We start from the raw sequence: 23087 nt of genomic DNA on the forward strand, positions 1-23087 counted from the left end.
CAGGAGAGTGAGGAGAAGAAAGTCGAGGATCATCAGCAAAGATTCGATTTTTAGGACTTGCCCGGGACGCCCCCTATGGGGGCTAGCCAAAGCCACCTTCTAAGAAGGTGTGGTTTTTTACTGATGGTGCGTGCACATTTGTTTGCAAAGTAACAAAAGTAAGATGGGATCTAGGGAAGGGGGCGTGCATTTGTTTAGAACGAGCAGGGCTGTAAATGATGCCAACATCCGGCCGTGCCCACCAGGGGACCATTGCCAATGCGCTTTCTGGTGGGCGTTCCGTGGTTGGCAAGAAAATTGAACAAGAAAAATGGGGGCGATCCCTCCAAATAGTGTACTTTCGCCCTTGAATTTTGGTTCGCGCATGATGTTTTATGTGCGATTAAAAGGGAATCCGGTGATTTGAATTGGTTTTTGCCAAAAAGTACGAGCGTAGCCCGTGTCGTCCTTTTTCATTGCACCGATCGAAAATTCCGGAGCTGTTCCCGCAACTGTGAGTTCATGCCAAACGCTGTTTGGTTACCTCCTTTTAATGGAGGATGAGGTGTACTTCAGCGCCACTGTTCCCCTTGACACGGGAATGGGAAGGCCACATCCCATTGAACAAGCCAGGAGACCTGCCAGATTCTTTACAAACACCCAACAACCTTCGGGATAAAGGTTATTAAGGTATGGAGAAGCACTGGTACATTTTATTGTTCCTATGGTGCGCTGCGCAGACGATGTTTTCACAGGAGTTGCCCCTGCAACTGCTGGAAGAGGTCACCGTCTCCGATATGCGCCTAAAACGCTATGCCGAGGGGCATAAGGTCACTGAGCTCAAAGACAGTGTCCTGCAGCGCAATGGACTTTTCCTTACCTCCCTGTTATCTTTCAATTCCAATATTTACTTTAAGGAGAACGGCTTGGGCATGGTGTCTTCGCCAGCGTTCAGGGGCACCAACGCTTCGCATACGGCAGTGGTGTGGAACGGTATAAACATCAACTCCCAACTCAATGGCCAGACCGATTTCAATACCATCAATCCTTTTAACTACAGCTCCGTTGCCGTAAGAAGTGGGGGCGGCAACGTGCAGTTTGGTTCGGGGGCGATCGGGGGGTCGGTGCATCTCAACAACGACCTTGGTTTCCATAAGCACTTTGAAAACCAAGTCATTACGGGATACGGTAGTTTTGATACCCGCAGCCTAAACTACCGGCAAAGCTACGGAACGGGCAAATGGTCTTCCAACTTCGGCATCAATTATAACCGATCGGACAACGATTACAAATATTTGGAGACCAATGAGCGCAACCGTAACGGTGCCTTTGAACATCTGAACCTCAATTTCAATGCGGGCCGCACACTGAGTGAAAAGCAGGTACTGCGTTTGTACCACCAGAGTTTTGTGGGCGATCGCCAGCTCTCGGGAACCTTGGTGGCACCCGGGCGAGGCAGGTATGAAGACAACCAGCACCGCACCCAATTGGAATGGGGCCATTATTCGGAAAAAGTGATCCACACCCTAAAATTGGCCCACCTTTACGAAGGCTTCAAATTCTTTGAGAACAGGGCAGTGGATCGTTTTTCCGAGGGCAGGGTCACCACCCTGTTGGCCCGTTACGCGATGGACGTTGCCCTTTCCCCCAGCCTTCGGGTACACTCGTTTTTGGAGTTCAACCATTTTAGGGGCAGGGGCAATAGCTTTGGGAGGCCGCTGCGCAACGATGCCTCGGCCACGGCCATCCTAAAGCATAGCCTTTCGGAAAACCTGCAGTACAACCTCAGTGTGCGGCAAGATGTTTCCTCTGATTTTGCCAGTCCCTTGGTTTTTGCCCTCAGCGGCCGCTATGCCCTTAGCGATTTTTATGCCCTTACCTGGAACGCTTCGCGCAACGTAAGGATGCCCACCTTTAACGATCTCTACTGGCAGCCGGGGGGCAATTTGGAGTTGAGGCCGGAGCGGTCTTATCAGCTGGATGTTGGTCAGCGTTTTGCCTATGGCCCTTTTTCGGCACAGCTCAATGGCTATTATATCAACACCAATGACATGATCCGTTGGTTGCCCAACAACAGTGCCTTTTGGTCGCCCATTAATGTAGATGCCGTAAACATTTATGGGGCGGAACTGGAGCTGGGGGGCAACACTTCCGTTGGGGAAAATCAGGAGGTGGAATTACAAGCCCGTTACGCCTACACCGTTTCCCAAGATCGGGAGAGCGGCGAGCAACTCATTTACGTGCCCTTCCATAGCGGCAATCTGTCCCTTGCCTACCATTATGCCCAGTTTGGGGTCTTCTATCAACATCGGTACAATGGTCCGGTGTCCATTATCGGGGGGCAACTGGAAGGCCATCAGGTGGCCAATGCCGGAGTTGGCTTTTCGCCCAAGTCCAAGGGGAAATTGGCGTATCGCATCGCGGTCACCGTGAACAATGTATTCAATGCCTATTACGAGAACATCGCTTTTAGGCCCATGCCCAATAGAAATATTCAAACCCAATTCATTTTAAATTTTTAACCATGCAAAAAAATCGATTTTTTATGTTGATGGCCCTAGCGGGCTTGTTGTTCACCGGATGTAATGATGATGACGAGGTCACAGACCCCAATAGTGAGCCCCTGCCTTACGAAAATGGGGCCCTTGTGCTGCACGAGGGTGGCTTTGGGGCCGGAAATGCCTCTGTTTCTTTCATACCGGATGATTATACGGGGGTCGAGAACGGAATTTTTAAATCGGTCAACGCCGTGGCCACCTGGGGAGATACGGCCCAGAGCATGGCCTTTGATGGCGATTTGGCCTATATTGTGGTGAACAATTCCCAAAAGATCGAAGTGGTGAACCGTTATACCTTTGAGACTGTCTGGACCATAGGTGGGGGAGACACGGGCGATTTCTTAAATCCCCGTTATATGGCCATTGCCAACGGAAAAGGCTATGTTTCCAATTGGGGGGACGGAAGCGATCCAACGGACGACTTCATTGCCGTGGTGAATTTGGAAGCCGGGGAGGTGGAGGCCAAAATCCCCGTGGGCGAAGGGCCGGAACGCCTTTTGGCCAAGGACAACGCCGTTTATGTGGCCATGCAGGGCGGTTTTGGCCAAAACAATATCGTATCGGTCATCGATGCCATGACCAACACCCTAAGCACCACCATTACCGTGGCAGACCGCCCCAATTCCCTGCAATTGGATGCCGATGGCAACCTGTGGGTGCTCTCCGGGGGAAATCCGAGTTGGACCAACAATGAAACTGCCGGCCAGTTGGACAAAATAAGTACGGACACCAATGTCGTGGATGCTTCCTTTACCTTCGATCAGACCGAACATCCAAGTTATCTGTCCGTGGATGAAGGTAGTCTGTACTATTACTTGAATGGCGCCGTCTTTGAAATGGACATGTCCAATACTACGCTGCCCACCGAAGCAGCCATTAGCGGGCGCAACTATTACGATATGGCCGTTGAGGGTGGAAGATTGTACGGTTTGGACGCAAAGGATTTTGCAAGTCCGGGATCGGTTGAAATTTACAACCTTGACAATAGGTCCCTGCTAACCACCCTGGAAGTGGGCATAAACCCCGGCGAGGTATATTTCAATGGAAGCGCGGAACGCCAGTAAATAGGGTAGGGGTGGCTTACGCCGTAGGTCGCCCTATTCCACTCTCTTGCAGCAGTGGTCACTGGTAAAGATGCTGTTTGCCAAGGTCGCAGATCATTTGATACCGCCGGGGGAGGCGGTTGCATAAAGAGTGGGAGGCAGTGGGTCTGAAGAAGGTCCTTGGTGTTCTTTGGCCGTTACTCTGGGGACACCATCTCGTCATGATTCCGTTTGTCCGGGCTTTTCTGTGGGGTAAAGATATCCTTTAAAATATAGGCCGTGACCACGGTGAGGCCCAGGGTAATGACGGGAATGGCGTTTTCCCAGCCAAAGAGGTGCATCAGGCCGCCACCAATGGAGATGAGCACACCCAGTACCATGGCAAAGTTCCAGGCCACTTCCAGCAAGGTGTTCTTGGCCCTCCGGTCATCGTCCATAAAATAGGCCGTGCCCTCCATGGCAAACCAGATGACGAAGGTAATGGCCGTGCCAATTTGGAAAATGAGGGTGTACGGGAAATCCAGGATCTTCAGGAGTCCGTTGGTGGTCCAGAAGAGCACCAAAATCATTTTAATGATGGCCACGGGACGCTTTGGGTCTTTTTTGAGAAAGCGAATGCCATATAAAATGGCAATGGCCAAGAAAGCGGTAAAGATGATGCCGTCCGTGTAGGGAAGTTCCAATACACGCATGATGAAGCCCGTGAGCAGGGCCACCAGGGCAATGCGCAAAGGCGTTCGCAATACTTTGTTGGATGGTGCCATAATGGTATTTATATGGTTTTGATGTTCTTTTTCAATCCTTCCATGATGCCCTTGATGTTGTTCACCGTTTCGTTCAGGTAATAGCGCACCACGGTATGCGGAATCCGGATGGTGGTAAAGCCGTTTTTAAAGGAGTGCATGGTCTGTTCCAGATTGTTCATGGCCTGTTCTTCCGTGATGGCCTCATAGGCAGAATCAATTTCTATGTTCAGTTTTACCCTGGAAATGGCAATGTCAATGGACTTGTTGCCGTCCCACCACTCCAGCATCGCTTTAACGCCCGCCTCCCTGAGCCCGTAGTACAGCTGTATGGCCTCCAATGGGGTGTCATGGGTCTTGATCAGGGTTTCCATTCGCTTGTGGTGCTTGGCACAGAGCTCAACGCCCAGGCTGTCCATGGCGTTTTTATGGTCTAGATAACCAAGCTCTTTGTTACATTCTAAACATGTCATTAAAATAAATTTATGGTAAGATTTGGGAGGGTTATAACAGCACTTTTTTAAGATTAGTATGGAAAATCGATGTACGGCACGGCAGTTTTAGACGAACGGCAAAATTTTAGATGAACGGCATTTTTAAATGTTAAAATTGTGGTGAAACGAAATCATTTTGGGGTTTCTGATTTTCATTGGCACCGCCAAAGGGTTCGATGCTCCCAGGCTTGTCTTGAAATTAAGGTTCTACCATTGTATTTATGGGTAAAAACCATTGATTCACAATTATACTTGGGACCAGAAGCCGTAGAACGAAGGATTTTATATTTGTAGTTAATTGAATTTTAGATACTTACATTATGGATGTTTGTAACCGGACCTATTTTTGGTCTTACGTCCTATGTCCTAGGGTCCCACCACCGGCCAATACCATTTTTCGTTTCCACTACATGCGTGGCAGAACCAAAATTAAGATTCAGTTTCTTATGAATGCCTCGGCTTGCCCCGAGGTAATTTACTTTTTTGAGGGTATCTTTACAAAAACACTGTTCTTGGCATCTTTTTTTAAAAAAATGGGCCCGGGTGTGCTCATTGCCTCCGCTTTCATTGGCCCGGGAACGGTCACGGCCTGCACCTTGGCCGGGGCCTCTTTTGGATTTGGCCTGCTTTGGGCCATGTTGCTCTCCATTGGCGCCACCATGGTCTTACAGGAGATGGCTGCGCGTTTGGGTTTGGTGACCCAAAAAGGGCTGGCCCACGTGATACGCTCCCAAATGGGCAGTGCCTGGCTCCGGTATCTGGCCATAGGTTTGGTCGTCTCTGCCATTGTGGTGGGAAACGGCGCCTATGAAGCGGGCAACATTGGTGGTGCCGTCTTGGGCATGCAGGCGCTCTTTGGAGAGGGGGGCACAAGACATTATCCATTTTTGGTCGGGGCCATTGCTTTTGTGTTGCTCTATCTGGGCAGTTACAAATTGCTACAGCACATCTTTATGGTCTTGGTGGTGCTCATGAGCCTCTCCTTTGTATGTGCTGCCCTGGTCACCGGTCCCGATCTCTGGGCGGTGCTCAAGGGCCTCTTGGTGCCCCGGGTGCCGGAACAGGCTTGGCTCACCATTATTTCACTGGTGGGGACCACCGTGGTGCCCTACAACTTGTTCCTGCATGCGTCCCTGGTCAACGAGCGCTGGCAAGGGGTTGCAAATTTGCCGGCAGCCAAACGGGACACTTATGGGGCCATTTTGGTGGGTGGGGTCATCTCCCTGTGCATTATCATTTCGGCCGCGGCCCTTCAGGGTGCCGAGGTGGGCAATGTTATGGATTTGGCCAAAAGCTTGACGCCCCTTTACGGGGATGCCGCCGTACTGCTCATGGGAGTGGGACTTTTCGCTGCGGGCATCACCTCTGCCATTACCGCCCCCTTGGCGGCGGCCTATGTGGCCCAAAGTTGTTTCCATTGGCAGGGAGGACTCAAAGATTGGCGGTTCCGTGCGGTCTGGATGTTTATTTTGGGATTGGGGGTAGGGGCACTTGGTTTTGACCTGAACTTGATCCAGCTCATTGCCTTTGCACAAATGGCCAACGGCCTGCTCTTGCCCTTGGTGGCCATTTTCCTGTTTTGGGCCGCAAATAGAACCGCATTGTTGGGCCGCTATGTGAACAGTGGGGTACAGAACGTCTTGGGACTCCTTATCATTCTACTTTCGGTGGTATTGGGGGCCAAGAGTATTTTTGCGGTACTGGGAATGCTGTGAGCACTGCCGGTCATTGACCCCAGGGCACCACGGACGCCAAGGCCATTATGGTTTTACGGCCTAACCGGATGTTTTTTGTGGAGGTCAACGGATAAATAGGTGTTGAAGGAAAAAGGTAATGGTGTGATGATCATATGAACAATAATTTTTACGAGTGTCAGTTCCAGCCTTTTGGCTTTGCACAAGACAGGCTTAAGTACAGAACTGTTCGCCAGCCGAAGGAGGCTTCGGCTGCCTGGCTCCACAACCATTCAGGCGGGCGCCCAGCCCCTCATTTTGGCCAGCAAACCGATTTAAAATGGGCAATAATGGGCTGACATCCAATTTTTTGAACCTTAAAGTGACAACGATATGGCGGTGGAGGTGATTGACATAAACTGTGACGTGGGCGAGGGCGTGGGCAATGAGGCGCAACTCTTTCCCTTTATATCTTCTTGCAGCATTGCCTGTGGTGGGCACGCCGGAGATGCGCAAACCATAGCGCAAATGTTGCGTTTGGCCCTTGAGCACAAGGTAAAGGTGGGGGCACACCCATCCTATCCCGATAGGGCCAATTTTGGCAGAAAAACCCTAAAAATGACCCCCAGAGCGCTAAAGGACAGCCTTGCCGAACAGATGGGCCTGATCACAGGGCTCTGTGACCAGTTGGGAGTGCCGTTGCACCACATAAAGCCGCATGGCGCCCTGTACAATGACATTGCCCGGGACGAGGCCTTGGCCAATCTTTTTTTCAAGGCCGTGGCCCCTTTTGCCCCCAATGCCGTGTTGTACCTGCTCAGTGGATCCAAGGTGGTGTACTGGGCCAAGCATCGGGGCTTTGCCGTGCGGGAGGAGGCTTTTGCGGACAGGAACTATAACGAGGACAAGGGGTTGATGCCCAGGAGCGAGGCCAACGCCCTGATCACTGCCCCGGATCGGGTACTGTCCCATCTGCTGTCCATCGTCAAAGAGGGCAAGGTCATGGTGCCCGGAAAGACCAAGGTTTCCTTGCGGGCAGATACGTTTTGCGTGCACGGCGATACCCCAACGGCATTGCAAATTCTAATGTACCTTCATCGCGAATTGCCAAAACATCAAATTAACCTGCTTCCGTGAGTCATTTTTCCATCAACATTAAACCATTTGGGCGCCACGCCATACAAGTGGAGTGGCCCAATGAGGTACAAGAATCGATCCTGACCGATATCCTTCAATTTGAATCACACCTCAAAAAACACTTTTTGTCCACCCCCGATTGGGAGACCGTGCCCGCATACAACTCTTTGATGCTAGTGCACAGGGACGCTCCCGTGGAGTTTAACGCCTGGGAAGAAAGATTACGGAAGGCCTACGCGGACCGCACAGCGTTAGCCAAGGTAGAACGAACCCTTTGGAAGATTCCCGTGTGTTACGGGGATGCGTTTGCATTGGACCTTGAAGCGGTGGCGCACTCCCTGAACATGACCCCGCAGGAGCTGGTGGCCCAGCATAGCGGCCGCACTTACACGGTTTACGGGATCGGCTTTCTGCCGGGTTTTATGTACCTGGGCGGCCTGCCAAGCAGCTTGGAGTTGCCCCGCCGATCAGAACCGCGCCCAAAGGTGCCGAAAGGCGCGGTGGGACTCGCCGGAAAGCAAACGGGCATCTATCCCCAAGAGTCCCCCGGAGGGTGGCATATTATCGGTCGTACCTTTGTGCCACTTTTTGATGCCTCCAGAAAGGAACCCTGTTTTGTGTCCGTGGGAGACAAAGTACAGTTTACGCCCATATCCAAATCGGCCTTTGAACTGCATGCCATAGAAGTGGAGGTGGGGATTTACAACATGCAAAAATCGGTCTGGGATGATTAAGGTGCTAAAACCGGGATTTTTTACCACCGTCCAAGATCTAGGGCGGTTTCACTACCGTCATAAGGGGGTGCCCGTATCCGGCGCCATGGATGGCCCGGCTTTGGAAAGGGCCAATCTGCTGCTGGAAAACGACCCTTCGGATGCCGGCTTGGAAATGACCATGGGAGGGCCCACGCTGAGTTTTATGGAACCCACCTATTTTGCACTGGCGGGAGCCTTGATGTCTGCCACCCTGAACAATGTGCCGGTGGCCAATGACAAAGTGTACCGTGCCCAGACCGGAGACATCCTTTCCTACGGGCGTTTGGAAAAGGGGTTCAGGGCCTATTTGGCGGTCAAAGGAGGTTTTCGCACGCCATTGATATTGGGCAGCCGATCTTGGTACAGCCCCATTACCCCGGCAAATTGCCTAAGGGAAGGAGACCAGCTGGCCTACGGGCCCGTGACGGATTTTGAGCCCAAGATATCTGAAATGAGGGTGCACTCACATCTGGAACAGCGTGTCTTGGAAGTGAGCCCTGCCCCCGAATTTGAGCGTGTTCCAAGGCCAGCGCTGCAACAGTTGTTTGGAACGGAATTTACCTTGGCCAAGGAAAACAATAGAATGGCCTACCAATTGGAGGAGGTCTTTGTGCCCAACCGGGAAACGATGCTCACAGCGGCCACCTTGCCCGGCACGGTGCAATGGACGCCTGCGGGAAAGCTCATCTTGTTGATGAAGGACGGGCAAACCACGGGGGGATACCCCAGGATCTTGCAACTCTCCCAAAAAGCCATAGGTGTCCTTGCCCAAAAAAGGACCGGAGACCGAATTGCTTTTGCCCTAATGGAAAAGTAGGGGCGGACAAGGCCCTTGGAAAAATTCAACAACCAGACCATCAAGGGCCCCAAATACGTGCCGGGCGGGGCTTGGGCTGCTCGGGAACACAATACTTTGGGCGCTGCCCTCGCCCGGGCCGGGCTCATTTTTTGCGGTACACGTCCTCAAAGGGAACCCTGAACCTTGGTCCGTAGATGCCTTTTTCTTCCCGAACCCCACAACCAATGACCATATTTATTTCCGCACCCCACGGCAACCCCAAGATTCTTTTTACCCGATCGGTGTCGCTCCCTTCCATGGGGCAGGTGTCATAGTCCAGTGCGGCCATGGACAACATAAAATTCTGGGCCGCCAAGGCGGCACTTTTATGGGCCACAATGCGCATGTCCGATCGGCGTACCTCCTTGTAAATGGGCCTGAACCATCCCACTATCTTGAACACCAGCCATTTTAGCCATCCCAAAAAGCCAAAAACATCAAAATACAGGGTGGGAATGAGTTTCTGATAGTAGTCCAGGGCCATTTTCTCCCGCTTGCCGTATTCCTTGGGGCCTTTGTCTCCAAATGAACGCTTTAAAAAGGCCACGTTGGCCTTGGCCCTCCTTTTCCAGAGATCTTTGCGCACGACCACCACCACCATTTGTTTGGCCGTTTTTGCCGCATTCTGGCCCAAGCAAGCTACGCTCAATCGCTTTAGCATCTCTGGATCTTCAATATGGTAAAACTCCCACAGTTGCAGGTTGCTGCTGTTCGGGGCCAGGGACGCCAGCTCCAGGCAATGCCTTACTTTATCGCTGTCCAAAGGGGTGTTTTCCTTGAATATACGGGTAGAACGACGGTAGTTGATGGCCTCTTCCACTGTTTTCATTTGATGCTGATTTTTGTTGTTGATGAATGGTGATGTGCAACATACGGGACACGATGCCCCTTTGGCACCCACTTTTGCCCCCCGGATGGTTCCATTTCCATGTTGATTTCAATTTTTGGAGCGATGCACGTTTGCGGACAGTTGCTTGGTGCTTCACAAAAATAGCCCATCAAGCGAACGGAGCAGGTTTTTCGGACTTATTTTTTTTGATGGACCAACCCCCAGGCGATCAAAAAGAGATGCATGGATGCGGAAGCCGTTGGGAAGGTGTTGTGCCCTCGTTGAAATACCCTGATCTTCCCCAGGGGGCCATCGACCTAAAACCTCCTTGTTTGGAGAAGCACGATAACGTTTCCTGGTAGAACCCCATAAATGAAAAACGTTACCATTTTCTGGTCCATGCCCTTTTTAAGCCGCAGGGAACCCGCATTTTTGTTCATATTTGCCGGGTGTTTCCAAGACACCCTTGCCAATGGTAGGTATTTTCAATGACAAATTGATACTTTTAGAACTTTGATGACAGGAACCTTTCAAATGAACCCCATGGGAGCAAAAACGATGTATTGGACAAAAATTTCAGCAACCTTTTTAGCCCTGCTTTTATTAGGGTGTGGAGCGCGTGGGGGCATTGCGCTCACCACCAATGGTTTTGGACTCCAGCTCAACGGCAAAGGCCACGTTGCCGCCATTATGGACCCAGCAGATGGGGCACGTTACGAACACACGGCAGAACCATCGCCCTTGTTGGCATTGAAACTGGACACTACCTTGGTGTTGCCGGAACGTCTGGCCTTTGACCAAGAAGAGGGGGTGCTTACGCTGGGGTACCCCGTCCATGATCTGGAGGCCAAAATAAAGGTGGTGCAAAACCAGCGGTACCTCACTTTTGAGCTCATTGCCCTGAGCGATGCCACCCTGGTGGAACTGGTGCTATGGGGCCCCTTTAGAACCACCATTGGGCAAACCATTGGTGAAACCGTTGGGGTGGTGAGGAACACCGATTTCTCGGTGGGCATCCAGGCCTTGAACATGAGAACCCTGGGGGGCTTCCCCACCTATGATGACGATGCCACGCCCTCTTACGATATCTTCGGGACCACCAGTTTGGTGGATGTTTCGGATTCGCTGAACATTCTCTACCGCGGCCACACGGCGCTCCCTAGGGAATACGGAAGTTCCCTGCAGGCCTACACGAGAAATAGAGACCGGGACCGGCAGGTAGCCGCGATGAAACACGATGCTTTCATGGCTCCCGCATATGTGGACAAGGGCCTGATCGGTTCCAAAATTGCCCTGTTCGGTGGTCCGCCGGAAGAGGTGCTGAACACCCTGGAGGCCATTGAATTGGAAGAAGGCTTGCCCCACCCCACGCTGAATGGGGTGTGGAGCAAGCGCTCCGAGGCCGCCACCGCTGCCTATTTGATACAGAATTTTAGCGTGCAAACCGTGGACAGCGCCATAGCCCTTACCAAAAAGGCGGGGCTAAAATACCTGTACCACAGTGGGCCCTTCAAGAATTGGGGGCATTTTGACCTGCACCCCGATGCCTTTCCGGACAATTGGTCCAGTTTAAAGGAATGTGTGGACAAAGCGGAACGGCAAGGAGTGGCCGTGGGGGTCCATACCCTGTCCAACTTCATTACCACCAACGATCCCTATGTTACTCCGGTGCCGGACGATCGCTTGGCCAAGGTGGGTTCCAGTGTGCTGGTCAGGGACGTTGGCAGTGCCGACAAAACCATTGAAATAGCGGACCCCGTTTTCTTTGACCAGATGGAAAACAACACCTTGCAGGCCGTGATGGTGGGCAAGGAGATCATTCGTTATGAAAAGGTCTCCGAGACCGCACCCTGGCTTTTGCTCAACTGTGAGCGCGGGGCCTTTGGCACCCGGGTGGGCCACCACAAGGCGCAAGCCCCCATTCATAAGTTGGCAGACCACCCGTACAAGACCCTGCTCACCAATGTGGAACTGGGCCAGGAGATGGCACGTAGGCTGGCCGATCTTTTCAATGATACGGGTCTAAGACAGATTTCTTTCGACGGTTTGGAAGGCAATTACTCCACCGGAATGGGAGCTTATGGGGAACTTCTTTTTGTGGATGCCTGGTACAAGGGTCTGGCCCCCGAGATCAAGGACAATTACATCATGGACGCCAGTAGGCCAGGGCATTATTTTTGGCACATGTTTACCCGCATGAACTGGGGAGAGCCGTGGTATGCTGGGTTTAGGGAAAGCCAAACGGCCTACAGGCTATTGAACCAGGACTATTTTAGACGTAACTTCATTCCCTGTATGTTGGGCTGGTTCAGTATGCGCGAGAGCACCAGTGTGGAGGACATGGAGTGGATGTTGGCCAGAAGTGCCGCCTTTGATGCCGGTTATGCCTTGGTGACCTCCGTGGACATTGTGGCCAAGAACGGGGTTGGGGAGACCATTTTGGAAAAGATCAAGCAGTGGGAGAAAGCACGGATGTCCGGCGCGTTCAGCGCCGATCAAAAAAAGCGCATGGAAAACATAGGGGAAGAGTTTTCCCTGGAAACCCTTTCGGAAACCTCTTGGCACCTCATTCCCTGGAGCGTGGAACGGTTGGAACATCCGTTTAAGGTGCGGCAGCCCGGGGAACCGCTCTCCTCGCGCTTTTCTTGGGTAAACAAGAACAAGGGGCAAGCCTTGCAGTTTATCCTTACCACCAAGAACACCGATGTTTCAAATATTGTTTTGGAGCTGAACAAGGTTAACCGAGTGCAACTGGCCGTGTCCCTAAAGGAAGGGGAGTTCCTAAATTATGATGGGGGTGCGCAAGCCGTGCTATACGATGCCAACTGGAACAGCATCAAAACGGTGCCGGTACCTTTGGATGCCCTGGCGGTGGGACAGGGAGAGCACCACCTGACCGTCTCATGCGATTTCACCGAAAAGTCGGGCACCGCCCTTCTTAAATTGGAGCTCAAGACCGCTGGGGAACCCGAATTGGTGCAGATGCCCTGACCTGTGCCCCTTCCCAATTGTAGCGGCCATTGAACGCTTTCTTTACTAATGGTTTACAACAGGCAACCCACCGGGACCTTGCCCGTACTGGGCATCCCAAAGCTGCAAAAGCCTTGTGGCCCAACATGCATAATGGACACCTTTGGAAACGAGGAACCGCCTTGCCACGGGCCGCCAAGGAATCCACAAGCGTTGGGGCCCAGGTTTTCAGGTAGGCTCCCTGTAAAAAATAATCGTATTGAATATGGGATAAGCAGAATATTTATATTATTGATTTTCAGTATTTTGTATGATTTTTCAAATCAATGAGTTTAAAGGTGTCACCGCAGTGCCGGCAACAACGGAAATTAAACTTTTATCTTTGGAGTAAGGCGGCACCCATGCCCCAATGTTTAAGACGAGAACAGCTTACTTTTATGGAATTGAACAAATACAGCAAAACCGTTACCCAAGACCCATCCCTCCCGGCCGCCCAGGCCATGTTGCACGCCATAGGACTCACGGACGACGATCTTAAAAAACCCTTGGTGGGCATAGCCAGCACGGGCTATGAGGGCAATCCCTGCAACATGCACTTGAACGATTTGGCCACCTACGTTAAAAAAGGCACGGAGAACGCCGATCTGGTGGGGCTCATCTTCAACACCATTGGGGTGAGCGACGGGATTGCGAACGGAACGCCCGGGATGCGTTTTTCACTGCCCTCCAGGGACATCATTGCAGATTCCATGGAAACGGTGGTGGAGGCCATGAGCTATGATGGCTTGGTCACGGTGGTGGGCTGTGACAAGAACATGCCCGGCGCCCTGATGGCCATGTTGCGCCTGAACAGGCCCTGCGTACTGGTATATGGGGGCACCATTGCCTCCGGTTGTCACGAAGGGGAGAAGTTGGATGTCATCTCTGCCTTTGAGGCTTACGGCAAGAAAGTGGCCGGAACCATAGACGAGGAACAGTTCAAAGCCGTGGTGCACAAAGCCTGTCCCGGTGCCGGTGCCTGTGGAGGCATGTACACGGCCAATACCATGGCCTCTGCCATAGAGGCGCTTGGGATGTCCCTACCGTTCAACTCCTCCAATCCGGCCATTAGCGATGGAAAGCTAAAGGAGCAGGAGTCCATCAGGGCCGGGGAAGCCATGCGGTTGTTGTTGGAAAAGGACATCAAACCATCGGATATTGTGACGCGGCAGGCCTTGGAAAACGCTTTTAGATTGGTCACCGTGCTGGGTGGTTCCACCAATGCGGTGCTGCATTTCCTGGCCATTGCAAAGGCCGCGCAAGTGCCCTTCACCCTGCAAGACTTTAAGGACATCAGTGACAGTACGCCCTTGCTGGCCGACCTAAAGCCCAGTGGCCGCTACTCCATGGAAGACCTCCACGGTGTGGGCGGTATCCCCGGGGTCTTGAAATATATGTTGGACAACGATATGTTGCACGGGGATTGCCTCACGGTAACGGGAAAGACCTTGGCCGAAAATTTGGCCAATGTGCCCAATCTCATCGAAGGCCAGGATATCATCCGTCCGTTGGAAGCCCCCATCAAGGCATCGGGCCACATCCGTATTTTGTTCGGAAACCTGGCCACCGAGGGCGCCGTGGCCAAGATCACCGGAAAAGAGGGCCTTTTTTTTAAGGGTCCCGCCAATGTGTTCGACAATGAGACCGATGTGAACATTGGCATCAAAACTGGGAAGGTGAAAAAAGGCGATGTGGTCATCATTCGCTACGAAGGGCCCAAAGGGGCACCGGGCATGCCCGAAATGCTAAAGCCCACATCATCCATTATGGGTGCCGGGCTGGGCAAGGATGTGGCACTGATTACGGATGGCCGCTTTTCAGGGGGCTCCCATGGTTTTGTGGTGGGGCACGTGGCGCCAGAGGCCCAAGTGGGCGGCAACATTGCCCTGGTCAAGAATGGCGACATCATTACCATAGACGCCCAAAAGAACACCATTGACATGGAGGTGTCCGAAGAGGAACTCGCGGCCCGAAGGGCCCAATGGAAGGCCCCAAAACTCAAGGCGGAGAGGGGAATGTTGTACAAATACGCAAAAACCGTTTCATCTGCTTCAAAAGGATGCGTCACCGATGAATTTTAGAGGGTTGGCCCAAGCGTTTCCCAAAGAACCGCTTTAGGCTTCACAAGGGAGTAAATGGATACAACGAACACAACAGACTGAAAAGAAATCGCTGGGCGAACGCCCCCCTTTGGTTTGGGGCAGGTGCCGATGATCAAGGCCCATTGCACAGCATATTTAGGATTTTACTATGGAAACAGTGAAAGCGACCAAGGTGCCCGTGAAAAAAAAGACCGCGATAAAGATCAGCGGTGCGGAAGCCATTATCCACTGCCTGCTGGAGGAAGGGGTGGATTTGTTGTACGGCTATCCCGGCGGTGCCATTATGCCCGTATATGACGAGCTGTACAAATTTCAGGACAGGCTCACCCATATCCTGACGCGGCACGAACAGGGGGCCACCCACGCCGCACAAGGGTATGCCAGGGTCTCTGGCCGCGTGGGCGTGGCCATGGCCACGTCGGGTCCAGGGGCCACCAATTTGGTCACGGGCCTGGCAGACGCCCAAATAGACTCCACCCCAATGGTGTGCATTACCGGCCAGGTGCCCAGACACTTGTTGGGTTCGGACGCCTTCCAGGAGACCGATATCATAGGTATCTCCACCCCGGTGACCAAGTGGAACCACCAGATCACCAAGGCTGCCGAGATACCGGAGGTCATGGCCAAGGCGTTTTATATCGCAAGGTCCGGCAGACCGGGCCCGGTGCTGGTGGACATTACCAAGAATGCACAGTTCGAGGAGTTTGAGTTCACCTACGAAAAATGTCAAGGTGTCCGCAGTTACAACCCGACCCCCAAGCCCAACCCAAAGGCCATTGAAGCCGCGGCAAAGCTTATAAACGAGGCGAAAAAGCCCTTTATCGTTTGGGGCCAGGGCGTTATTTTGGGAAAAGCGGAACAGGAACTGAGGGCTTTGGTGGAAAAAGCGGGCATACCCGCCGCTTGGACCATTATGGGTGCCTCCGCCCTGGGCACATCCCATCCGCTCAATGTGGGCATGGTGGGCATGCACGGCAACTACGGCCCCAACATGCTCACCAATGAATGTGACGTGCTCATAGCCATTGGCATGCGGTTCGACGATCGGGTCACGGGCAGATTGGAAGATTATGCCAAACAGGCCAAGGTAATCCACTTTGAGATCGATCCGGCCGAGATCAACAAGAACGTCACGGCAGATGTGGCCGTGCTGGGGAATTCCAAACAGACCCTTGCAGCGCTCCTTCCCCTGATACGGGAGAACAGCCACCACGCTTGGCGCAACGCCTTCAAGGAAAAATACGACATTGAGTTCAAGACGGTCATTGAAAAGGACATACACCCTACCAAAGAAGGGCTTACCATGGGCGAGGTCATAGAGGAGATCAACCTGGCCTCCGGACACAAGGCCGTGATCGTCACCGATGTGGGGCAGCACCAAATGATCGCCTGCCGCTATGCCAAGTTTGAGCAATCCAAGAGCAATATCACTTCCGGAGGGTTGGGCACCATGGGCTTTGCCCTGCCCGCCGCCATCGGGGCCAAAATGGGCGCCATGGAGCGCGAGGTGGTGGCCGTGATCGGCGACGGGGGCTACCAGATGACCATACAGGAACTGGGGGTGATCTTCCAGCACAACGTACCGGTAAAGATCGTGGTGCTCAACAATGACCATTTGGGCATGGTGCGCCAATGGCAAGAACTGTTCTTTGAGAGCCGGTACGCCTCCACCGTGATGGTGAACCCGGATTTTGTTAAAATTGCCGAAGGCTACCACATCGAGGCCAAAAGGGTTTCTGAGCGGGGCGCCTTGAAAACGGCCGTGGCCGAGATGATCGCATCGGACAAACCCTATTTTCTGGAGGTGAAAGTGGAAAAGGAAGACAATGTCTTCCCCATGATCCCCTCGGGGGCGGCCGTATCCGAAATCAGGCTCAAGTAGCTTGTTCGGCGACCGTAGGGCAATGCCAAGTTGATGAAAGACACCAGTACAGTGAAAAAAGATGGCACAGGCAGGGAACCATTGCACTACCCCTATTTGGAAGAAAAGTCCAGGGAGGTGGGGTTTACCATGCCCTCGGACGTGGAGGTGTGCTCCCTATTGAGGACCCTGGTGGCCAGTAAGCCGCAAGGGAACTTTTTGGAGATGGGAACCGGAATGGGCCTGTCCCTTTCCTGGATGGTGGAGGGTATGGATGCGGACGGCACCATGACCAGCCTGGACAACGACCCCGAGCGCTGTGCCCTGGTGGGTAAGGTTTTCCGGGAAGATCACCGCTTAACCATTGTATGTGCCGATGGGGGCCAATGGCTCAGAACGTACGATGGACAAGAGTTCGATCTGATCTTTGCCGATGCATGGCCCGGGAAGTACAGTGAAATTGAGAAAATATTGAACTGGGTCCGTTTGGGAGGCTTCTATGTCGTTGACGATATGAAACCCCAACCCAATTGGCCCAGAGGTCATGGCAAAAACGTGGAGGGCCTAACGAGCTATCTGGAGGGTCGGGAAGATTTTACCCTCACACGGATGGATTGGTCCACGGGACTGGTCTTGGCAGTGAGGACAAAAAAGGGTTCCGGGGCCACCGCGTAGTGTTACAATGGGTGCCCTGGCACCCGTGCGGCGCAGCCCCAAACGTTGGTCCAGGGCAAAGAAAGGTATCGGGAGCCCATGGTCCCGGGGCAGGGCGGTAAAGGAGCCTCGATGTTCGCCAAAAAAGCAGGGCGGGAGGCCGTGAACGCCTACCGCCTTAAATTGGTCCATGAAAACCCCGGAGCGGGAAAAACAAAACAGTAACCTAAACAACAAGCTTCCGCCACGGATGCGGTGGTCGGGAGCGTAACAGGCTTATGGAAGAAAAAAAATGGTTCACCATCTCGGTGTATTCTGAAAACAACGTGGGGTTGTTGAACAGGATATCGGGTATTTTTTTGAAGCGGCACATCAACATAGAAAGTTTGAATGTGTCCAAATCAGAGATAGACCAAGTATCAAAATTTACCATTGTGGTGCATACCACCCACAATTGGGTGCACAATATCGTGGGGCAGATTGAAAAGCAGATCGAAGTGATCAAGGCCTTTTACCACCGGGACGATGAGACCATTTACCAAGAATCTGCCCTGTTCAAGATCAATTCCGCGCTCTTGTTCGATGAGCGACAGATACAGAACATCATCAAAGAGAGCAACTCGCAGATCGTTACCGTCTCACGGGATTTCTTTGTGTTGGCCAAAAGTGGCAGAAGGCATGAGATAGATGAGATGTACGATGCCTTAAAACCTTTTGGCATCATGCAATTTGTGCGCTCCGGCCGTATTTCCGTATCCAAGGCCGAGATGCAGATCACCGCCCTGCTGCGGGAATTTCAAACCATGGAAGAATAATCAAGTAAACATTATAAGGTCTGGGTCACCGCATGGCGGGCCACCGGGCCATTAAACATTAACAATAGATTATGGCAAATTATTTTAACACACTATCCTTAAGGGACCAATTACTTCAACTCGGAAAATGCAGGTTTATGGAGGCCCATGAGTTTTCAGATGGTGTCACCGCACTGAAGGGAAAGAAAATCGTGATCGTGGGCTGCGGTGCCCAGGGCTTGAACCAAGGACTGAACATGCGCGATTCCGGACTGGACATTGCCTATGCCCTCCGTGATGCCGCGATCAACGAAAAGCGGCAGTCCTTTACAAACGCCACGGAGAACAATTTTACCGTGGGCAATTACGAAGAGCTCATACCCTCTGCGGACCTGGTCATTAACCTTACCCCGGACAAACAGCACACTGCCGTGGTGGGCGCGGTAATGCCCTTGATGAAGAAAGGGGCCACCCTGTCCTATTCCCATGGTTTCAATATTGTGGAAGAGGGCACCCAGGTGCGGGAAGACCTCACGGTGATCATGGTGGCACCAAAGAGTCCGGGCTCCGAGGTCAGGGAAGAGTACAAAAGGGGCTTTGGTGTGCCCACCCTTATTGCCGTGCATCCTGAGAACGATCCGGAGGGCAAGGGTCTGGAGCAGGCCAAGGCCTATGCCGCCGCCACCGGTGGGCACAAGGCCGGTGTGTTGGAGTCCTCTTTCGTGGCCGAGGTAAAATCCGATCTTATGGGAGAGCAGACCATTCTGTGCGGTTTGTTGCAGACCGGTTCCATCCTCTGTTTTGATAAAATGGTGGAAAAGGGCATTGATCCCGGCTATGCCAGCAAGCTCATACAGTACGGTTGGGAGACCATTACGGAGGGGATGAAGTATGGCGGCATCACCCATATGATGGATCGGCTCTCCAACCCGGCAAAGTTAAAGGCCTTTGAGCTTTCCGAAGAACTAAAGGACATCATGCGTCCCTTGTTCCATAAGCATATGGACGATATCATGACAGGGCACTTTTCCAAGACCATGATGGAAGATTGGGCCAATGACGACAAAAACCTGTTGAGCTGGAGGGCGGCCACCGGAGAGACCGCTTTTGAAAAGACCCCGGCCGGGGACCAGGACATTACAGAGCAGGAATATTATGACCATGGGGTGCTCATGATCGCCATGGTGCGCGCCGGGGTGGAACTGGCCTATGAATCCATGACGGAGTCCGGTATCATTGGAGAATCTGCCTACTACGAGTCCCTTCACGAAACCCCTTTGATCGCAAATACCATTGCCCGCAAGAAACTTTTTGAAATGAACCGTGTGATCTCCGATACGGCGGAATATGGCTGCTACCTGTTTGATCATGCCTGCAAGCCCCTGTTAAAGGATTTCATGAACAAGGTGGATGTGGACGTGATCGGTAAAAAATACGGCGCAGATAGGGATAATGGGGTGGACAATGCCAAACTGATCGCCGCCAATAAAGTACTGCGGGAACATCCGGTAGAGATTGTTGGGGCCAGGCTCAGGGCTTCCATGACGGCAATGAAGCCCATTGTATGATCACGGTCAAGGTCCATATATCATGGCCCAAAGAGAGTGGGGCGGCCACCGAGACCTATGATGAAAGCAAATGGGGGTCTCGGTGGCCCCTGTCCCGTTCCATGCCCTAGGGACCGGCCCACTTTTGCCCTTTTCAACAGCACCTTGACCATGAGCTATTTTCCCCAAATTAAAGATGTAAGGGCGGCCGCCAGAACGATAGCGGAAGTGGCCGAACGTACCCCTTTAATGGATAGCGTGAGGCTATCCAAGGCATACGAATGCAACATATCCCTGAAGCGGGAAGACCTCCAGCGGGTACGGTCTTACAAAATTCGTGGTGCTTTCAACAAAATCAGCGCTTTGGATGCTGCCGAGCGCAGAAAGGGGGTGGTATGTGCCAGTGCGGGCAACCATGCCCAAGGGGTGGCCTTTGCTTGCCATCACCTAAAGATAAAGGCCACCGTCTTTATGCCCACGGTGACCCCAAAACAAAAAGTGGAACAGACCAAATTGTTTGGAGGGGACATGGTGGAAGTGGTGCTGCGGGGCGATACGTTTGACGATGCCCAAACGGCAGCCGTGGAGCACGGGAAAACAAAGGGGAAGGTATTTGTGCACCCCTTTAACGACCCCAAGATCATTGAGGGTCAGGCCACGGTTGGCCTTGAGATTCTGGAACAGGCCGGGCGGCCCATAGATTTCCTTTTTGTTTGTGTGGGAGGTGGCGGCCTGGCTTCCGGGATCATCTCAGTGTTTCGTGAACTTTCGCCCAACACCAAGATCGTGGGGGTGGAGCCCCAAGGGGCACCTTCCATGAAAACCGCTTTTGAAAAAAATGGGTTGGTTACCTTGGCCCATATTGATAAATTCATCGATGGGGCCGCTGTACAGCGTGTGGGCGAGCTTACCTTTCCCATTTGCAAGGCGCATTTGGAGGCCATGGTCACCGTTGCCGAAGGGAAGGTGTGCCAAACCATATTGGAGCTGTACAACAGGGACGCCATTGTGGTGGAACCTGCCGGTGCCATGTCCATAGCGGTGTTGGATCAGTTTCGTGAACAGATAAAAGGCAAGAATGTGGTGTGCATTGTGGGGGGAAGCAACAACGATATTGCCAGAACGGCCGAAATCAAGGAAAGGGCCCTGTTGTACGGCAGGCTTAAGCATTATTTCATTGTACGCTTCCCGCAACGGCCCGGCGCGCTCAAGGAATTTGTGGCCGAGATCTTGGGCCCCACGGACGATATTGCCCACTTTGAGTACACCAAGAAATCGAACAGGGAAAATGCCCCTGCCGTGGTGGGGGTGGAACTGCAATCCCCGGAAGACCTGGAACCGCTGGTACAACGCATGAAGGCGCACCATTTCTTTGGGGAATACCTGAATGACAAACCCCATCTTTTTGAATATTTGATCTAAGGTGGCAAGGCCAGGCCTTGCTCCATAACTTTTAAGAACCCATATCCTATGAACAACAAGAGAACGCCCATCCCCGAGGCCCATCAGATTACCGAAACCATAGACCAGCGTCATTTTCTGCTCAACGGAAAACTGGAGTATTGGGAAGGTCCGGTCACGGAAGTGCACAGCACCATTTCTTCCACCGAAGCCTACAGCCCCACCCTTCTGGGCAGCATTCCCGATATGCAGGAGGAAGACGCCCTAAGGGCATTGGATGCCGCCACGGCGGCCTACGATAGGGGACAGGGCCTTTGGCCCACGATGAAGGTCAAGGACCGCATTGAGTGCATGCAGAACTTTGTGGATATCATGAAGACCAAAAGAGCGCCTATGGTGAAGCTGTTGATGTGGGAAATTGGCAAGTCGCTGCCCGATTCAGAAAAAGAGTTTGATCGCACCGTGGCCTACGTGGAAGATACCATAGAGGAATACAAGGAGCTGGACCGGGCCAGCGCCAAGTTTCAGCGGCACCAGGGCGTCTATGCCCATATACGTCGCGGCCCCTTGGGCGTGGTGCTCTGCCTTGGGCCCTACAACTATCCGTTGAACGAGACCTTTGCCCTGCTCATTCCGGCCATTATCATGGGAAACACCACGATTTTTAAACCGGCAAAGCACGGCGTGTTGCTCATAACCCCGCTTTTGGAAGCCTTTCAGAGCTGTTTCCCCAAAGGGGTGATCAACATTCTCTTTGGTAGGGGACGCACCGTGGCCGCCCCCATCATGAAAACCGGAAAAGTGGATGTGCTTGCCCTGATCGGAAACAGTACCTCTGCCAACGCCCTGCAAGAGCAGCACCCCAAGAGCAACCGTTTGCGGTTGGTGCTGGGACTGGAGGCCAAAAACCCGGCCATTATCCTGCCCGATGCCGACTTGGACCTGACCATTGATGAGGTCATTTCGGGCACTACCTCGTTCAACGGACAACGCTGCACCGCCCTAAAAGTGGTGTATGTTCACGAACAGGTACGGGACCGTTTCCTAAAACGCTTTTCGGAGAAAATGGATGCCCTTACCTTTGGAAACCCCTGGGAGCCGGGTGTTGTGCTCACCCCGCTTCCCGAGCCCCAAAAACCGGATTACATCAAGGGACTTTTGGAGGATGCCCTGGAAAAGGGAGCGCGGATACAGAACAAAAAAGGAGGGCAACAAACCACCAACTATATTTGGCCCGCCGTACTCTACCCGGTTACCAAAGACATGCGCGTGTACCAGGAGGAACAGTTTGGCCCCATTGTGCCCGTACTCTCTTTTTCCGATATCAAGGAACCCCTGGACGATATGGCCGAAAGCAATTACGGACAACAGGTGAGCCTCTTTGGAAAGGATGTCTATACCTTGTCCCCGTTGATAGATAGCCTGGCCAATTTGGTCTGTAGGGTAAATCTGAACAGCTCTTGCCAGCGGGGCCCGGACGTGTACCCGTTCACCGGCAGAAAGGACAGTGCCCAAGCCACCCTGAGCGTGCATGACGCCCTTCGCTCGTTCTCCATCAGGACATTTGTTGCCTTTAAGGACAACGAGCTTAACAATGAAACCATTGAAAACCTTTTGGACGCCAAGGCCAGTAATTTTTTGAGTACGGACTATATTCTGTGAGCACGTTG

General features: G+C 52.7%; 17 protein-coding genes and 1 riboswitch. Of the genes, 14 read left to right on the top strand and 3 right to left on the bottom strand.

Annotated features, from left to right (window positions below; genetic code table 11):
• Nucleotides 1–337: 337 nt before the first annotated feature.
• Nucleotides 338–639, top strand: a riboswitch (cobalamin riboswitch).
• Nucleotides 640–671: 32 nt separating this feature from the next.
• Complete coding sequence (locus ACKWCC_RS18295; protein WP_413997421.1) at nt 672–2501, top strand: TonB-dependent receptor plug domain-containing protein; 1830 nt, start codon at nt 672–674, stop codon at nt 2499–2501.
• A 23-nt stretch (nt 2502–2524) separates the two neighbouring features.
• On the top strand, nt 2525–3601 hold the full coding sequence (locus tag ACKWCC_RS18300; RefSeq protein ID WP_413997422.1) for a YncE family protein: 1077 nt from the start codon (nt 2525–2527) through the stop codon (nt 3599–3601).
• Between the two features lie 176 nt (nt 3602–3777).
• Here ACKWCC_RS18300 and ACKWCC_RS18305 read toward each other — a convergent pair whose 3' ends face one another.
• Both ACKWCC_RS18305 and ACKWCC_RS18310 read right to left on the bottom strand, forming a co-directional pair.
• Nucleotides 3778–4344, bottom strand: a complete 567-nt coding sequence (locus ACKWCC_RS18305) for a hypothetical protein (RefSeq protein ID WP_413997423.1) — start codon at nt 4342–4344, stop codon at nt 3778–3780.
• A gap of 8 nt (nt 4345–4352) precedes the next feature.
• The gene (locus tag ACKWCC_RS18310; RefSeq protein ID WP_413997424.1) at nt 4353–4796 is read right to left on the bottom strand and encodes a hypothetical protein; all 444 of its coding nucleotides are present in this window, start codon (nt 4794–4796) and stop codon (nt 4353–4355) included.
• Between the two features lie 533 nt (nt 4797–5329).
• On the opposite strand from ACKWCC_RS18310, the gene ACKWCC_RS18315 reads away from it, so the two are divergent.
• The 4 genes from ACKWCC_RS18315 (at nt 5330) to ACKWCC_RS18330 (ending at nt 9199) form a co-directional block, all read left to right on the top strand.
• Nucleotides 5330–6532 (top strand): Nramp family divalent metal transporter, encoded by a 1203-nt coding sequence (locus ACKWCC_RS18315; RefSeq protein WP_413997425.1) that lies wholly within the window; start codon nt 5330–5332, stop codon nt 6530–6532.
• Nucleotides 6533–6883: 351 nt separating this feature from the next.
• On the top strand, nt 6884–7627 hold the full coding sequence (gene pxpA / locus ACKWCC_RS18320) for a 5-oxoprolinase subunit PxpA (protein WP_413997426.1): 744 nt from the start codon (nt 6884–6886) through the stop codon (nt 7625–7627).
• Nucleotides 7624–8361, top strand: a complete 738-nt coding sequence (pxpB, locus tag ACKWCC_RS18325) for a 5-oxoprolinase subunit PxpB (RefSeq protein ID WP_413997427.1) — start codon at nt 7624–7626, stop codon at nt 8359–8361. Before pxpA ends, pxpB begins: the two co-directional genes overlap by 4 nt.
• Entirely contained in the window at nt 8354–9199 is an 846-nt protein-coding gene (locus tag ACKWCC_RS18330) for a 5-oxoprolinase subunit C family protein (protein ID WP_413997428.1), read from the top strand. The genes pxpB and ACKWCC_RS18330 overlap by 8 nt, the downstream gene beginning before the upstream one ends.
• A 124-nt stretch (nt 9200–9323) precedes the next feature.
• Here the strand turns inward: ACKWCC_RS18330 and ACKWCC_RS18335 are convergent, their stop codons facing one another.
• On the bottom strand, nt 9324–10049 hold the full coding sequence (locus tag ACKWCC_RS18335) for a nitroreductase family protein (RefSeq protein WP_413997429.1): 726 nt from the start codon (nt 10047–10049) through the stop codon (nt 9324–9326).
• A 558-nt stretch (nt 10050–10607) separates the two neighbouring features.
• Between ACKWCC_RS18335 and ACKWCC_RS18340 the strand changes: the two genes are divergently transcribed.
• From ACKWCC_RS18340 to ACKWCC_RS18375, 8 genes are all read left to right on the top strand, one after another.
• Entirely contained in the window at nt 10608–13040 is a 2433-nt protein-coding gene (locus ACKWCC_RS18340; RefSeq protein ID WP_413997430.1) for a hypothetical protein, read from the top strand.
• 416 nt (nt 13041–13456) lie between these two features.
• Nucleotides 13457–15139: a dihydroxy-acid dehydratase gene (gene ilvD / locus ACKWCC_RS18345; protein WP_413997431.1), complete on the top strand. Its 1683-nt coding sequence runs from the start codon at nt 13457–13459 to the stop codon at nt 15137–15139.
• Between the two features lie 169 nt (nt 15140–15308).
• A complete protein-coding gene (gene ilvB / locus ACKWCC_RS18350) occupies nt 15309–17042 on the top strand; it encodes a biosynthetic-type acetolactate synthase large subunit (RefSeq protein ID WP_413997432.1) in 1734 nt (577 codons plus the stop codon).
• A gap of 33 nt (nt 17043–17075) precedes the next feature.
• On the top strand, nt 17076–17696 hold the full coding sequence (locus ACKWCC_RS18355; RefSeq protein ID WP_413997433.1) for an O-methyltransferase: 621 nt from the start codon (nt 17076–17078) through the stop codon (nt 17694–17696).
• 257 nt (nt 17697–17953) lie between these two features.
• Nucleotides 17954–18490 (top strand): acetolactate synthase small subunit, encoded by a 537-nt coding sequence (gene ilvN, locus ACKWCC_RS18360; protein WP_413997434.1) that lies wholly within the window; start codon nt 17954–17956, stop codon nt 18488–18490.
• Between the two features lie 71 nt (nt 18491–18561).
• Nucleotides 18562–20037 (top strand): ketol-acid reductoisomerase, encoded by a 1476-nt coding sequence (gene ilvC / locus ACKWCC_RS18365; RefSeq protein WP_413997435.1) that lies wholly within the window; start codon nt 18562–18564, stop codon nt 20035–20037.
• Nucleotides 20038–20187: 150 nt separating this feature from the next.
• Nucleotides 20188–21438: a threonine ammonia-lyase IlvA gene (gene ilvA, locus ACKWCC_RS18370; protein ID WP_413997436.1), complete on the top strand. Its 1251-nt coding sequence runs from the start codon at nt 20188–20190 to the stop codon at nt 21436–21438.
• Nucleotides 21439–21486: 48 nt separating this feature from the next.
• Nucleotides 21487–23079, top strand: a complete 1593-nt coding sequence (locus tag ACKWCC_RS18375; protein ID WP_413997437.1) for an NADP-dependent glyceraldehyde-3-phosphate dehydrogenase — start codon at nt 21487–21489, stop codon at nt 23077–23079.
• Nucleotides 23080–23087: the final 8 nt, after the last annotated feature.

The sequence above is a fragment of the Maribacter aquimarinus genome, assembly GCF_047345505.1.
Classification (GTDB): domain Bacteria; phylum Bacteroidota; class Bacteroidia; order Flavobacteriales; family Flavobacteriaceae; genus Maribacter.

Coding starts and splice junctions, on each gene's coding strand:
- ACKWCC_RS18375 (WP_413997437.1), top strand. CDS start 21,487: ATGAACAACAAGAGAACGCCCATCCCCGAGGCCCATCAGATTACCGAA.
- ilvB (WP_413997432.1), top strand. CDS start 15,309: ATGGAAACAGTGAAAGCGACCAAGGTGCCCGTGAAAAAAAAGACCGCG.
- ACKWCC_RS18310 (WP_413997424.1), bottom strand. CDS start 4,796: ATGACATGTTTAGAATGTAACAAAGAGCTTGGTTATCTAGACCATAAA.
- ilvD (WP_413997431.1), top strand. CDS start 13,457: ATGGAATTGAACAAATACAGCAAAACCGTTACCCAAGACCCATCCCTC.
- ilvA (WP_413997436.1), top strand. CDS start 20,188: ATGAGCTATTTTCCCCAAATTAAAGATGTAAGGGCGGCCGCCAGAACG.
- ilvN (WP_413997434.1), top strand. CDS start 17,954: ATGGAAGAAAAAAAATGGTTCACCATCTCGGTGTATTCTGAAAACAAC.
- pxpA (WP_413997426.1), top strand. CDS start 6,884: ATGGCGGTGGAGGTGATTGACATAAACTGTGACGTGGGCGAGGGCGTG.
- ilvC (WP_413997435.1), top strand. CDS start 18,562: ATGGCAAATTATTTTAACACACTATCCTTAAGGGACCAATTACTTCAA.
- ACKWCC_RS18305 (WP_413997423.1), bottom strand. CDS start 4,344: ATGGCACCATCCAACAAAGTATTGCGAACGCCTTTGCGCATTGCCCTG.
- ACKWCC_RS18330 (WP_413997428.1), top strand. CDS start 8,354: ATGATTAAGGTGCTAAAACCGGGATTTTTTACCACCGTCCAAGATCTA.
- ACKWCC_RS18300 (WP_413997422.1), top strand. CDS start 2,525: ATGTTGATGGCCCTAGCGGGCTTGTTGTTCACCGGATGTAATGATGAT.
- ACKWCC_RS18335 (WP_413997429.1), bottom strand. CDS start 10,049: ATGAAAACAGTGGAAGAGGCCATCAACTACCGTCGTTCTACCCGTATA.
- ACKWCC_RS18340 (WP_413997430.1), top strand. CDS start 10,608: ATGTATTGGACAAAAATTTCAGCAACCTTTTTAGCCCTGCTTTTATTA.
- ACKWCC_RS18295 (WP_413997421.1), top strand. CDS start 672: ATGGAGAAGCACTGGTACATTTTATTGTTCCTATGGTGCGCTGCGCAG.
- ACKWCC_RS18355 (WP_413997433.1), top strand. CDS start 17,076: ATGAAAGACACCAGTACAGTGAAAAAAGATGGCACAGGCAGGGAACCA.